The sequence below is a fragment of the Micromonospora sp. NPDC049903 genome, from assembly GCF_044460945.1.
Classification (GTDB): Bacteria; Actinomycetota; Actinomycetes; order Mycobacteriales; family Micromonosporaceae; genus Micromonospora.
In genome coordinates this window covers 44,252-57,423 of the sequence record NZ_JBITKL010000032.1, presented here as the reverse complement: position 1 = coordinate 57,423, position 13,172 = coordinate 44,252, and the positions used below count along the sequence as shown (strand labels likewise).

11 protein-coding genes are annotated in these 13,172 nt (G+C 73.7%); 4 read left to right on the top strand and 7 right to left on the bottom strand.

Annotation, left to right across the window (positions count from 1 at the left end; all coding sequences use genetic code 11):
• Positions 1–425: 425 nt before the first annotated feature.
• The 6 genes from ACIBO1_RS29220 to ACIBO1_RS29195 all read right to left on the bottom strand — a co-directional run bounded on the left by ACIBO1_RS29220 (position 426) and on the right by ACIBO1_RS29195 (position 5,946).
• Complete coding sequence (locus tag ACIBO1_RS29220; protein WP_396752029.1) at positions 426–1,391, bottom strand: endonuclease/exonuclease/phosphatase family protein; 966 nt, start codon at positions 1,389–1,391, stop codon at positions 426–428.
• A 19-nt stretch (positions 1,392–1,410) separates the two neighbouring features.
• A complete protein-coding gene (locus ACIBO1_RS29215) occupies positions 1,411–2,901 on the bottom strand; it encodes a phosphatase PAP2 family protein (protein WP_396752025.1) in 1,491 nt (496 codons plus the stop codon).
• A gap of 124 nt (positions 2,902–3,025) precedes the next feature.
• Positions 3,026–4,036, bottom strand: coding sequence for a YihY/virulence factor BrkB family protein (locus ACIBO1_RS29210; RefSeq protein WP_396752023.1), 1,011 nt, complete (start codon positions 4,034–4,036; stop codon positions 3,026–3,028).
• A complete protein-coding gene (locus tag ACIBO1_RS29205; RefSeq protein ID WP_396752021.1) occupies positions 4,029–5,015 on the bottom strand; it encodes a diacylglycerol/lipid kinase family protein in 987 nt (328 codons plus the stop codon). The genes ACIBO1_RS29210 and ACIBO1_RS29205 overlap by 8 nt, the downstream gene beginning before the upstream one ends.
• A 113-nt stretch (positions 5,016–5,128) precedes the next feature.
• On the bottom strand, positions 5,129–5,710 hold the full coding sequence (locus ACIBO1_RS29200; RefSeq protein WP_396752019.1) for a Clp protease N-terminal domain-containing protein: 582 nt from the start codon (positions 5,708–5,710) through the stop codon (positions 5,129–5,131).
• Positions 5,710–5,946, bottom strand: coding sequence for an HTH domain-containing protein (locus ACIBO1_RS29195; RefSeq protein ID WP_111218248.1), 237 nt, complete (start codon positions 5,944–5,946; stop codon positions 5,710–5,712). Before ACIBO1_RS29195 ends, ACIBO1_RS29200 begins: the two co-directional genes overlap by 1 nt.
• A gap of 123 nt (positions 5,947–6,069) precedes the next feature.
• Here ACIBO1_RS29195 and ACIBO1_RS29190 point away from each other — a divergent pair, with 123 nt between their 5' ends.
• The 4 genes from ACIBO1_RS29190 to ACIBO1_RS29175 all read left to right on the top strand — a co-directional run bounded on the left by ACIBO1_RS29190 (position 6,070) and on the right by ACIBO1_RS29175 (position 11,174).
• Positions 6,070–6,840, top strand: a complete 771-nt coding sequence (locus tag ACIBO1_RS29190) for a PP2C family protein-serine/threonine phosphatase (protein WP_396752016.1) — start codon at positions 6,070–6,072, stop codon at positions 6,838–6,840.
• Positions 6,841–6,932: 92 nt separating this feature from the next.
• Complete coding sequence (locus tag ACIBO1_RS29185; protein ID WP_396752014.1) at positions 6,933–7,793, top strand: universal stress protein; 861 nt, start codon at positions 6,933–6,935, stop codon at positions 7,791–7,793.
• 86 nt (positions 7,794–7,879) lie between these two features.
• Positions 7,880–10,273 (top strand): phosphoketolase, encoded by a 2,394-nt coding sequence (locus ACIBO1_RS29180; protein WP_396752012.1) that lies wholly within the window; start codon positions 7,880–7,882, stop codon positions 10,271–10,273.
• A gap of 13 nt (positions 10,274–10,286) precedes the next feature.
• On the top strand, positions 10,287–11,174 hold the full coding sequence (locus ACIBO1_RS29175) for a universal stress protein (RefSeq protein ID WP_396752010.1): 888 nt from the start codon (positions 10,287–10,289) through the stop codon (positions 11,172–11,174).
• A 21-nt stretch (positions 11,175–11,195) separates the two neighbouring features.
• On the opposite strand, the gene ACIBO1_RS29170 is transcribed toward ACIBO1_RS29175, so the two are convergent.
• Positions 11,196–13,106, bottom strand: a complete 1,911-nt coding sequence (locus ACIBO1_RS29170) for a heavy metal translocating P-type ATPase (RefSeq protein ID WP_396752007.1) — start codon at positions 13,104–13,106, stop codon at positions 11,196–11,198.
• Between the last annotated feature and the right edge of the window lie 66 nt (positions 13,107–13,172).

The window sequence follows — 13,172 nt, the reverse complement described above, 5'->3', positions numbered from 1 at the left end:
ACTCGAAGATCACCCACCCCACAACCAGCCCACCCACCACCACCAACCCCACAGTCAAGACCCCCCGACCAGCCCAAACAGGATGGAACTACTTCATTGATGTTGCTGTCTCCGGGAGCCTCTGAGGCAGCAGTATCAATGAAGTTGCGCGGATCATGGTGGGTTCGCGCGGGACGCCGGGTGCGGGACGTGGGGTGAGCGGCGCACCGGGCCGGACCAGGTGGAGGGTCCCGGGCATGGGGCGCGGGACGTGGACCACTGTTCATCCACGACACTCGACACACTCGCAGCCTGCGCTCACCGTCTGTCTAGCAAAGGAACTGGCACGGGGATGGACCGGGCAGGAGCCAGGCGGGCACAGGTGGCTGGGCTGGACGAGGCGGACATGCAGCGGGCCTCGGCGAGCCGGACCCGGGCCACGGTGGCTAGGTGGGTGGGGTGAGAGTGAAGGTGGCGGCTACGGGGTGGTGGTCGGAGGCTTGGTGGGTGTCGGGGGTGCGGATCACCTGGACGTCGACCAGGCGGGCGGCCAGGGCGGGGGTGGCCAGCAGGTAGTCCAGGCGCATCTCGGCGAACTCCGGGGTGCGGCCGTGGCCGGTGGGCACGGTCGGTCCGGCGGTGGCGGCCAGGTCGACCAGACCGGTGGCGAGCAGGTGGGCGATCGCCCGGGTGTCCACGGTCCGTCCGTCGCGGCGCAGGTGCCGACGGCGGTACGCGGGTGCCAGCCGGGCCAGGCTCTCGGCGTGCTCGGCGCGGTGAGCGTGCTCGGCGTGGTCAGCGTGATCCGCGTGCTCGGCGCGGTGAGCGTGCTCGGCGTGCTCGGCGTGATCCCCGTGCTCGGCGCGCTCGGAGCGGTGAGCGTGCTCGGCGTCATGAGCGTGGTGAGCATGGTCGGGGTGGTGAGCATGGTCGGGGTGGTGAGCATGGTCGGGGTGGTAAACGTGGTCGGCGTACGGGGCGAGGGTGTTCAGGTCCCCGGCGAGCAGGGCGAGGTCGGCGCGGGCCCGGCGCAGCGCGGTGGCCGCCCAGCGGGCCTCGATCAGGCGGCGACCGCCACGGTACGGATAGAAGTGGGTGCTCAGGACCGCGAGCGGTCCGGCGTCGGTGGACAGGGTCACGCGCTGCGCCGCGTGGTGGAACGGGCGACGGACCGGCCCGGTCGACGGGGTCGGCCAACGCGGGTCGACGAGTATCGCGACCGGCTGGCCGAAGGGTGACCGGGCCAGGTGGGGCGTCAGACCGGCGTCCGCCGCGAAGCGGGCCACGTCGAGGCCGCGCAGCTCCTGGAGGGCGAGGACGTCCGGCCGGTGCGCGGCGACGACCCGGGCCAGCAGGGTACGCCGGTCCGGGCCGCCCCGGTCCTGCCCGCCGTTGCGGATGTTCCAGGTCATCACCCGCAGCACGGTCGCCTCAGCCCGGCTGGCCGGCCTTGGCCAGCTCGTCGTCCAGGGTGTCCACGTCCTCCGACTCGATCTCCGGCCGGTTGCCCGCACGCACGTCCTCGTTGGGGCGAATCACCCAGGAGAGCAGCCCGATCCAGAGCCCGGTCAGCATGATCGCGCCCATGAAGTCGGTCGGGTGGTGCATGCCCCGGTACATCCGGGACACTGCCACGCCGACCGGCATGATCACCGCCGCCGCCACGAAGAGCCAACGCCACCACCGGTCGGTACGCGGGAAGACCACCACCGCGATCGCCACCCAGAGGCAGAGCGTGGCGGCGATGTGGCCGGACGGGAAGGAGGAGGTCGGCATCGGACCGTCCAGGTTCTCCACCGGCGGGCGCGGCCGGTCCACGGCGGCGGCGGAGGCGAGGAAGAGCGTCAGCTCGCCGAACATGGTCAGCGCGACGAAGAGCACCGGCCGCCAGCGTCGCCAGATCGCCAGCACCAGCGGGCAGAAGACCATCGAGACGAGCAGGATGGCGTGGGTGTCGCCGACCTTGCTCCACACCCAGCTCACGTCGTCCAGGAACGGGGTGCCCCGGTCGGCGAACCACTGCGGGACAGTCTCGTCGAGCCGGGCCAGGAAGGTGCCGCCGGCGTGGTAGCTGACGAGCATGCCGAAGCCGTAGAGGGCACCGAAGACCAGCACCCAGCCGACCACGATCTCGGCGACGCCGGCACGGGCGTGCGGCAGCAGCTTCTCCTCGTCCGGTGCCAGGGCCACCTCGTGTGCCGCCTCGGGCTCCAGGCCGTCGGTCAGCGGAGCGGCCGGGCGACCGCGTTCCAACCGCCACAGCCGGAAGGCGTACGCGGTGACGCCGAGCCAGGCCGCGCCGAGCAGCCAGGCGCCGAGCACGTCGGAGAGGAAGTGCACGCCGAGCGCGACCCGGGTGAATCCGATCAGGGTCACCACGGTGGCGACCAGGGCGATCGCCGGCTTGCGCCAGCGGGGTGCCATGGCCGGCAGGAAGACCAGCAGCAGCGCACCGTAGGCGACCATCGACCCGAGCGCGTGCCCGCTGGGGAAGCTCTGCCCGGCGTACGTGCCGATCGGCACGTCCACCTCCGGGCGCAACCGGTCGACGAGCGTCTTGAGCGACGGGTCGAGGATCAGCGCGCCCGCTCCGGTGACGATCAGGAAGACCGCGAGCCGACCCTGCTTGCGGATCAGCAGCCCGACCACGGCCACGGTGACCAGCCAGACGATCACCGGTCGACCGCCGAGGTCGGTGACGGCGTTGAGCACCGTCACCAGCGGACCGATGGGTGAGATCTGCTCGTTGAGCCACACCGCCACGCCGTGGTCCACGTCGTACAGCGGGGACCACTGCACGCGGACCAGCACCAGCAGCAGCCCGAACCCGACCCCGGCACCGAGGACGAGCAGCAGCCCGGCGAGGGTACGTTCGGTGAAGTGACCGAGGGGTCGTCGTAGTACGTCCCGGACCGCGCCCACGGCAGCCTCCTTGTGCGGTGGCGTCGACCGACGGCGACGCCTTCTGGCGTGGCGCTGTACCCGCGTCGATGCGTGCGTACACCCACCCCGGGTGGCCCACGACGGTCCGGCCCGGGTGGCGGGCCTACAGCGCGGTCATCTCTCCGGTGTCGTGCAGACCCGTACGCGGGGCGTTCGGCTTCCACAGGTCCGGCTTGGCGGGCTCGGACACGCCGATGCGGACCGCCTCCAGTTGGGCAGCGAAGGCCAGCCCGCCGAAGAGCGCCATGCCGGTGAGGTTGGCCCAGAGCAACAACGCCATCATGCCGGTCAGCGCGCCGTACGTCTGGCCGAAGTCCTCACTGAACCGCACGTAGCCGGCGAGCAGCAGGCTGGCCAGCCACCACAGCGCGGTGGCGATGCCGGCGCCGAAGAGCAGCCAGGACAGGCCGGGTTGGCGGCGACGTGGCGCGTACCGGAACAGCACCGCGACGGCCAGCACGGTCAGCCCGAGGCTGAGCGGCCAGCGCGCCACGTCCCAGACGACGGCGGCCAGCTCGCCCCACGCGTAGCGGCGTTCCACCGAGTCGCCCATCGGGCCGCCGCCGACGAGGATGAGGAACCCGGTCAGCGCCGGGATGCCGGCGATGACGGCGAGCACCGCGGCGCGCAGGTACTTCCGCAGGGCGGGGCGGTCGCGCTCGACGCCGTAGATCCGGTTGGCGCCCCGCTCGATCTGCGCCATCGTGCTGGTCAGCGCGACCAGCCCGGTGCCCAGGCCGAGGGCCAGCGCCACCTCGCCGATGTCCTCGACGCGTTCGCCGCCCTCGCCCTCGCCGAGCAGCTCGGCGACGACCGCCTCGCTGGCGCCGGGGGTGAGTGCCAGGACGGTGTCGGCCACCACCTCGCCGCCCTCGGCCGCCCCGAGTTCCGCGATGAGCCCGGTCAGCGCGATCAGGAACGGCACCACGGCCAGGCAGAGCTGGAAGGCGAAGGCGCGGGCGTGGCTGAACCCGTCGCCGTAGCGGAACCGGACGAAGGCGTCGTGCAGCAGGTGCCAGCCGCCCTCGCGACGCAGCGTCTGCCAGGCGTGGTCGGCGCAGAGCTGCTCGTCGGACATCAGCCGGGTCTCCGGCACCATCTTGGTGCTACTCACCCCGGCCCTCCTCGATGAGCCGCTCACCCCGCTCGGCGGCGCCGGACGCGTCCTCGGCCAGGTCGGGTGTGCTCTCCGGCTGCGGTACGCACAGCCACAGGGCCCGTCGGCGGATCTGCACGCTCAGCTCACGGCCGGGCTCGATCAGGTCGCCGTCCAGCTCGCGCGGCTGCGCACGGTTGCTGGTGATGGTCACCCGGCGGGCCCGGAAGACCTCCATCCGGGGCACCCGGTCGCGGCGGCGTACCACCGCCCAGCCGAGCCTGATCCAGTGTCGCAACCGGTGCGGGGTGAGCACGGCCACGTCGAGGTAGCCGTCGTCGGGTTCGGCCTCGGTGAGCAGGCGTACGCCGCCCTGGAGCCGGCCGACGTTGGCGACCAGCACCGAGCGGGCGCGGCGGCGCAGCGGCGGCTGGTCGTCCAGCGAGATCGACACCCGCATCGGGCGGTCCCGTAGGTGTCGGGCGGCGCCCACCACGTACGCCGGCCAGCCGATCCGCCGTTTCGTCGTCTCGTTGGTGGCAGCCAGCATCTGGGCGTCGAAGCCCATGCCGGCCATCACCGCGAAGTGCTGCCCGTCGACCTCGCCGACGTCGAGCAGCCGCCGGCCGCGCTCGACGGCCACCTCGATCCCGGCGGCCAGATCGGTGGAGAGCCCCAGGTTGGCGGCGAGCAGGTTGCCGGTGCCCTGGGGAAGCACGGCAAGGGCCACATCGGTGCCGACCAGGGCGCTGACGCAGGCCATCACGGTGCCGTCGCCGCCGCACGCGAAGACCACGTCCACGCCCTTGGCCAGGGCCTGCTCGGTCTGGCCGCGACCAGGGTCCTCGACGGTGGTCTCCAGCCACAGCGGCTCGGGCCAGCCGGCGGCGGCGAGCGCGTCAACGACGGTGCGGCGGAACGTGTCGAGATCGTCCACCTTCACCGGGTTGACCACGACCGCACTGCGCAGGGCCCGTCCGTGCCGTCCAGCTTCCACGGCGTCAGTGTGCGGCACGGTCGGCGGTTCGGCGACCCGACGCCGGGTGACCAGGTTCACCCGCCCGGCGGGTGTGACGCCGACCCGTGGCGGTGCGGCTCAGGCGGCGCGGATCAGGCGGCGGCCCGCAGGGCGGTCTCCACCCGGCGGCGTACGTCGGCCAGGTCCACCCCAGCCTCGGTGAGCACCAGCGCGGCCAGCCCGTTGCCCTCGCGGAGCAGCCCCAACAGGAGGTGCTCGGTGCCGATGTGCCGGTGACGCAGGCGCATCGCCTCGCGCAGGGAGAGCTCCAGCACCTTCTTGGCGCGGGCGGAGAACGGCCCGCCCGGTTGCCGCCGTAGCCGACCCCAGCGGCGACGTGGTGCCGGAACGGCCTCACGCAACGCGTCCGGGCCGAAGGACTCCTCGATCCGGGCCACGATCGCGGCCAGGTCGATGCCGATCTCCCGCAGCGCGGCGGCGTCGGCCTCGGCGAGCCCGTCGCCACCGCGGACGGTGTGCCGGCGTACCCGATCCCGCAGGTCGTCACCGGTGACCCCGACGTCGCCGAGCACCCGGACGGCCAGCGCGTCGCCGTCGGCGAGGATGCCGAGCAGCAGGTGCTCGGTGCCGACGGGTCCGCGCCCCTCGGCCCGGGCCTCGTCGCGCGCGTGCCGCACCACGACACGGGCGCGGTCGGTGAACCGTTCGAACATCACGCCTCCCAGGAGGATCCGACCGCCGGTCGCCCGGCGTGCTTCTTGTGGACCGCCTGCCGGCTGACCTCGAGCGCGTCGGCGATCTCCTGCCAGGACCAGCCCTGTCGTCGGGCGTTGTCGACCTGGACCACCTCGAGCCGTTCGAGCAGCCGGCGCAGGGCGCGGACCGCGCGCAGGCCGACCCGGGGGTCGGTGCTGCCGGCTGCGGCCGCGAGTTCCGTCGCCTGACTCATGGCGTCAACTTACATTGACAGCAGCGCCTCTGTCAACCCTGGTTGACAACCCCGCGAAGGCCCTCTTCCGTTAGGGTCGGGGCCGCGCGGGGCTCCCCGCCGGTCGGGGGTCGGAGGGGTCGAGTGAGCCGGGTCGCCAGGGACGAGGTGCGTCGCTTCACGCTCGCCGGACTGACGCTGGACTTGGTCGGCGGCAGCGTGGTCGGCAACCGTTACCGGGAGAACTACGACGTGCTGCACGTCGATCCCGCGCTCCCCTTCGCCGTGGTGGCCGACGGCATGGGCGACGGTGCCGGTAGCCGTCGCGCCGGGGCCGCCGCCGTACCGACCTTCGCCGCCCGGGTCCACGCCGCCTGGCCCGAGGTCGGGGCGGCCGGGCTACGCACCGCCGCCGAGGCGGCCCAGACCGCCGTACGCGAGGCCGGGGCGGGTCGCGCCGAGCTGACCGGGTGCACCCTGACCGGCCTGGTCGTCGAGCCGGACGGCAGTCAGGGCTGGGTGGTCCAGTTGGGTGACTCGCGCGCCTACCGCCTCCGCGACGACCTGCTGGAACTCGTCACCACCGATCACACGGTCGCCTGGCTGGGCGTGCTGCACGGCTGGTACCCGGTGGACTCCCCCGCCGCCGCGCGGGCCCGCTACCAGCTCACCCGCTACGCCGGCCATCCGGCCGCGCCCGAGGCAGACCTGCTGGCGGTGACGCTGCGCCCCGGCGACACCTGGCTGCTCTGCACCGACGGGGTCAGCGACCAGGTCGGCTACCACGGGATGCGGGACGCCCTGGTCCGCGCCGACCCGGCCGACGCGGTCGCCGCCCTGCTGGACGCCTCGCTGGCCGCCGGTGGGGCGGACAACGCCAGCGCGGTCGTGCTCCGGGCGCGGCCGGCGTCCTGACCAGGGCTGCCGTCCGGCGATCACGCCCCGGGGGCGCACCGGCGCGACTAGCCTCAACAGCAGGCCGAGCGCAGCTGCGGGGGTGATGGCGGATGGCCCCAGGCAGCGAGGCGCCGGTGCTGGTCGGCGTCGGTCCGGACGGCGCGCTGCCGGTGGCCCGTACCGCCGCGCGGGTGGCCGCCGCCCACGGCCGCGCGCTGCACCTGATGCACGCGTTCAACTGGGCCGCGCTGGAGGCGCCCGCGGTCACCGCGTCCCGCTCGCACGCCGAGGAACTGCTCGCCGAGGCCACCGTGGCGGCCAACCAGAGCGAGCCGGACGTCCCGGTCACCGCCGAGATCATCGAGGGTTCGGCGGTGGCGACGCTGGTCCGCAAGTCCGAGGCGGCCTTCCTGGTGGCCGTCGGGGACGGCGGCATGGCCCACTGCGACCGCTGCATCCCGGCCGACAGTCCCGCCGTCCAGGTGGCCGCCCGCGCCGAGTGCCCGGTGCTGGTCGCCCGCCAGGAACCCCCGCCGACCGGACCGGTGCTGGTCGGGGTGGACGGCTCCACCTCCGCCGAGATCACCCTGGCCTGGGCGTACGCCTGCGCGAGTCGGCACGGCTCGCACCTGCTGGCGGTCTGGGTGGTCGAGTCCGACGCGGCGGTGGGCGAGGCCACCGACCGGCTCGCCGCCCTGGTGGCCCGGCACGGTGCCGGACACCCGGACGTCGCGGTGGAGTGCCGGGTCGTCCGGGGCGAACCGGGTGACGTCCTGGTCGAGCAGTCGCGCACCGCGCAGTTGGTGGTGGTCGCCGCGCGCGGCGACGAACCGTGGCGCGGCATGCTCGGCGCGGTCAGCCAGTCGCTGCTCTACCACGCCCCGGCCCCGGTGCTGGTGGTCCGTGGCGTCACCGGGCCGCCCACCGACGACGGGCCAGGGCACCCGGACGGGCGGGACCAACGGCCCTGATCCACGCTGGCCGATCCCGCGAAGCTGGAGGCAGGAACCCGCGCAGCGGATGCAGAATCCACCGACCCGCGAGAGGCTCAAGCAGTATGGACACGGCCGTGGACATCCCGAGCACCTTGACCGACGAGGAACTGCGTCGCCTGGACGCCTACTGGCGGGCGGCGAACTACCTCAGCGTCGGGCAGATCTATCTGCTCGACAACCCCCTGCTCCGCGAACCGCTGGCCGCCGAGCACGTCAAGCCCCGGCTGCTGGGACACTGGGGCACCTCGCCCGGCCTGAACCTGATCTACGCCCACCTCAACCGGGTGATCGTCGCCCGCGACCTGTCGGCGCTCTTCGTCACCGGTCCCGGCCACGGTGGTCCGGCGGTCGTGGCGAACACCTGGCTGGAGGGCACCTGGAGCGAGCGGTATCCGGGCGTCGGCCGCGACGAGGCCGGCATGGCCCGGCTGTTCCGCCAGTTCTCCTTCCCCGGCGGCATCCCCAGCCATGTGGCGGCGGAGGTGCCGGGCTCGATCCACGAGGGCGGCGAGCTGGGGTACGCGCTCAGCCACGCCTACGGTGCCGCGTTCGACAATCCCGACCTGCTGGTGGCCTGTGTCATCGGGGACGGCGAGGCGGAGACCGGCCCGCTGGCCGGGAGCTGGTTGTCGACCGTGTTCCTCAATCCCGCCCGGGACGGCGCGGTGCTGCCCATCCTGCACCTCAACGGCTACAAGATCGCCAACCCGACGGTGCTGGACCGGATCCCCGAGTCCGACCTGCTCGCGATGATGCGCGGCTTCGGCTACCAGCCGTACGTGGTGGCCGGTGACGAGCCCGCCGCCGTGCACGAGGCGCTCGCCGCCACCCTGGACCGGGCGCTGGACGAGATCGCCGAGATCCAACGTCGGGCCCGCTCCGGTGCCGGCACCGAACGTCCCCGCTGGCCGATGATCGTCCTGCGGACGCCGAAGGGCTGGACGGGCCCGCGCGAGGTCGACGGCAAGCAGGTCGAGGGCACGTACCACGCCCACCAGGTGCCGCTGTCGAACGTCCGCAGCAATCCGGATCACCTGGCCGAGCTGGAGCGCTGGCTGCGCAGCTACCGCCCGGAGGAGCTGTTCGACGCCACCGGCGCCCCGGTCGCCGAGCTGACCGCCCTGCCGCCCACCGGGGACCGGCGGATGAGCGCCAACCCGGTCACCAACGGCGGGTCGGTGCTGCGCGACCTGGTCCTGCCGGACTTCCGCGACTACGCGGTGGACGTGCCGCGTCCCGGTGCCACGGCCACCGGTGCCACCGGCGAGCTGGGCCGGTGGATCCGGGACGTGATCGCCGCGAACCCGCAGACCTTCCGGCTGTTCGGGCCGGACGAGGTGGCCTCCAACCGGCTCCAGGCGGCCTTCGAGGTCACCGACCGGGCCTGGATGGGCGCCACGGTGCCCGGCGACGACCACCTCTCACCCGACGGGCGGGTGATGGAGGTGCTCTCCGAACACCTGTGCCAGGGCTGGTTGGAGGGCTACCTGCTGACCGGCCGGCATGGCGTCTTCACCAGCTACGAGGCGTTCATCCACATCGTCGACTCGATGGTCAACCAGCACGCGAAGTGGCTCAAGGTGACCCGGGACATCCCCTGGCGGATGCCGGTCGCGTCGCTGAACTATCTGCTCTCCAGCCACGTCTGGCGGCAGGACCACAACGGCTTCTCGCACCAGGACCCGGGCTTCATCGACCACGTGATGAACAAGAAGGCCGAGGTCGTCCGGGTGTACCTGCCGCCGGACGCGAACACGCTGCTGTCCACGATGGACCACTGCCTGCGCAGCCGGCACTACGTCAACGTGGTGGTGGCCGGCAAGCAGACCGCACCGAACTGGCTGACCATGGACGAGGCCGTCCAGCACTGCCGACGCGGGGTGGGCATCTGGGACTGGGCCAGCACGGACGCCGGCAGCGAGCCGGACGTGGTCCTCGCCTGCGCCGGTGACGTGCCGACCCTGGAGACCCTGGCGGCGGCGGACCTGTTGCACCGGCACCTGCCCGACCTCAAGGTCCGGGTCATCAACGTGGTCGACCTGATGCGGCTCCAGCCGTCGAGTGAGCACCCGCACGGCCTGCCGGACAACGAGTTCGACACCCTGTTCACCCGCGACAAGCCGATCATCTTCGCGTACCACGGCTACCCGTGGCTGATCCACCGGCTCACCTACCGCCGCACGAACCACCGCAACCTGCACGTACGCGGGTACAAGGAGGAGGGCACCACCACCACGCCGTTCGACATGGTGATGCTCAACGACCTGGACCGGTTCCACCTCGTCATCGACGTGATCGACCGGGTGCCCGGGCTCGGCGACCGGGTGGCGTACCTGCGGCAGGAGATGAGCGACGCGCGCGACGCGGCCCGCGACCACACCCGCCGGTACGGCGAGGACGACCCCCGGGTGGCCGAATGGCGCTGGATCCGCGAGACCGACCCCACCAACCCCTGAGGAGGAAGCAGCCATGACCAGGAGTACGAGCGGCGCGGAGATCGTGGTGGGCTACGACGGCTCACCGGACGCGGCGGCGGCCCTGGACTGGGCGCTGGACCAGGCCCGCCGGGACGGCCGGCCGGTCCGGCTGGTGTACGTCTTCGAGTGGCTCACCGTGGCCGGCTGGGTCGGCCCGGGCGTCACGCCCGGCATGTGGCCCGACGAGCAGGCCCGCCAGCAGGTCGAGGAGCTGGTGGGCAAGGCCGCGGCGGACGCCGGCGCGGCCAACCCCGAGCTGACCGTACGCGGTGAGGTCCGCGACGGCCCGCCGGCCCTGGTGCTGGAGGAGAGCTCGGCGGAGGCCGACCTGGTGGTGCTGGGCGGCCGGGGACACGGTGGCTTCGCGGGCCTGCTCGCCGGTTCCACGGCGGTCAGCGTCACCGCACACGCGCACTGCCCGGTGGTGGTGGTCCGCCGCGACACTGCCGACGCCGCGCGGGCCGGGCACGTCACCGTCGGGGTGGACGGCTCCGAACCGTCCCTGGTGGCGCTCGGCTTCGCCGTCGAGCACGCGGCACTGCGCCGGGTGCCGTTGCGGGTGGTACGCGCCTGGCAGCCCGGACGCGAACAGTGGAACCTCACTGGCGAGCAGGCCCGCGACGCCGCCCTGGCCGAGGACCGCGCGGAGCTCAACGAGGCGGTGCGCCGCTGGCAGGAGACCTTCCCCGACGTCGAGGTCAGCGTCGAGACGGGCGCCTCCGCGGCGGCCGGACTGCTGATCGAGTCCAGCCGTCAGGCGCAACTGGTCGTCGTCGGCACCCGGGGCCGCGGCGGCCTGCGCGGCATGCTGCTCGGCTCGGTCAGCCAGCAGCTCATCCAGCACGCGCACTGCCCGGTGGCGGTCGTCCGGGAACGCTGAGCCGATCCGCGCCGGCCGGTGTCAGGCCGGTCGGCGCGGCCCGCCGCCGAGTGCCCGCAGGGCGTTGAGGATCACCAGGACGTCGATCCCCTCCTGGAGGAACGCCCCGGCCACCGGCGGCAGCTTGCCGGCCGCCGCGAACCCCATCGCGACGACCGCCAGTCCCATCCCCACCGTGGCGCTCTGCACCGCGATCCGCCGGGCCCGGCGGGCCACCTCCACCGCGTCGGCCAGCGGGTCGAGCCGGTCGACGCTCAGCACGGCGTCGGCGACGTCGGCGGAGGCGGTCGCCCCGGTGGCACCCATGGCCACCCCGACGTGCGCCTCGGCCAGGGCCGGCGCGTCGTTGACGCCGTCGCCGACCATCACGGTGACCGCCCGCCCCGCCTCGGCCCGGACCCGGGCCGCCTTCTCCGGCGGGGTGCACCGGGCCAGCACGTCGTCCACGCCGACGTCCCGCGCGACCCGACGCGCCGTCTCCGGGCGGTCTCCGGTGACCATCACGATCCGGGTCATCCCGGCCGTACGCAGCCGCTCCACCACCCGGTGGGCGTCCGGGCGTACCGGGTCCTCCAGTACCACCGCGCCGAACGGCCCGGTCTCGTCGGACACCCAGACCACCGTGTGTCCGGCCTGCTCGGCGCGGGCACGGACGGGCAGCGCCCAGGGCGGCACCTCGTCACCGAGCTGACCGACACGGATCCACCGTCCATCCACCCGTCCGCTCACGCCCCGGCCCGCCTCCTCGGTCACCTCCGTCGGCGCGACCAGCCGCATCTCCCGCTCCCGGGCCTGACGGACCAGCGCCGCCGCCAGCACGTGCGGGGAGAGTTGTTCCACCGAGGCGGCCGAGCGCAGCATCTCGTCGGGGTCGCCACCGGGGGCCACCACCAGGTCGGCGACCCGGGGCCGGCCCAGGGTGAGCGTGCCGGTCTTGTCGACCAGCAGAGTGCGGGCGCGACCCAGCACCTCCAGCGACCCGCCGTCGCGGACCAGCATCCCCCGCCGGGCCACCCGGGACAGCCCGCTGACGATGGCGATCGGGGTGGCCAGCAGCAGCGGGCACGGGGTCGCCACCACCAGCACCGCCACCGCCCGCAGGAACTCCCCGGACAGCAGCCAGCCCAGACCGGCCAGCACGAGGGTGAACGGCACGAAGGCGACGGCGTAGCGGTCGGCCAGCCGTACCGTCGGGGCCTTGCGGGCGGTCGCCTCCTCGGCCAGCCGGACGATCCCCGCGTACGTGCTGCGGGCGGCGCTCTCGGTGGCCCGCAACCCGAAGTCCGCCCCGGCGTTGACCACGCCACTGGCCACCCGTTCCCCCGCCGCCCGCTCGACCAGCCGGGACTCCCCGGTCACCACCGACTCGTCGAGGGTCGCCGGGGACTCGACGACCCCGTCGACGGCGACCACGTCCCCCGGCCCGACCAGCAGCCGGTCCCCGGCTGCCAACCGGTCCACCGGCACCACCTCCACGGCGCCGTCGTCGGTGCGTCGACGGGCGGTCCGGGGCGCGCGGGCGAGCAGGGAACGCAGGTCACGGGTCGCCCGCCGGTGCGCGTACGCCTCCAGGGTCCGGCCGGTCGCCAACATCACCGCGACCACCGCACCGGCCAGGTACTCGCCGACGACGAGCGCCCCGGCCAACGCCAGGACGGCGATCACGTCCACGCCGAAGCGTCGCCGCCACAGCTCGCGCAGCATCGAGGCGGCCGCCGGCAGCAACGCGACGAGAGTGGCCGCCGCCCACAGTGCGTCAGCGACGCCGACCCGTCCCGCCAGTCGTGCCGCCGCTCCGGCCAGGACCAACGCGGTCAGTGCGGTCAGCGGCGCCCACAGCCACCACCATCGTGGTCCACCCGACGGCACGGGGCGCGGCGGCAGGCACTCGCGGGGACCGTGGTCCGGCGCGTCCGACGTCGGTTCCGCCATGCGCGGATCGTCGCAGGCGCCGCGCCCCACCGTCGGGCACTCCGGCCAGATCCCGGGCCGAACTGC

Bases quoted from the DNA above. Each gene is read 5' to 3' on its own strand.
- ACIBO1_RS29175 (WP_396752010.1), top strand. From the start codon at position 10,287: ATGACCAGGAGTACGAGCGGCGCGGAGATCGTGGTGGGCTACGACGGC.
- ACIBO1_RS29220 (WP_396752029.1), bottom strand. From the start codon at position 1,391: ATGACCTGGAACATCCGCAACGGCGGGCAGGACCGGGGCGGCCCGGAC.
- ACIBO1_RS29170 (WP_396752007.1), bottom strand. From the start codon at position 13,106: ATGGCGGAACCGACGTCGGACGCGCCGGACCACGGTCCCCGCGAGTGC.
- ACIBO1_RS29180 (WP_396752012.1), top strand. From the start codon at position 7,880: ATGGACACGGCCGTGGACATCCCGAGCACCTTGACCGACGAGGAACTG.
- ACIBO1_RS29200 (WP_396752019.1), bottom strand. From the start codon at position 5,710: ATGTTCGAACGGTTCACCGACCGCGCCCGTGTCGTGGTGCGGCACGCG.
- ACIBO1_RS29195 (WP_111218248.1), bottom strand. From the start codon at position 5,946: ATGAGTCAGGCGACGGAACTCGCGGCCGCAGCCGGCAGCACCGACCCC.
- ACIBO1_RS29185 (WP_396752014.1), top strand. From the start codon at position 6,933: ATGGCCCCAGGCAGCGAGGCGCCGGTGCTGGTCGGCGTCGGTCCGGAC.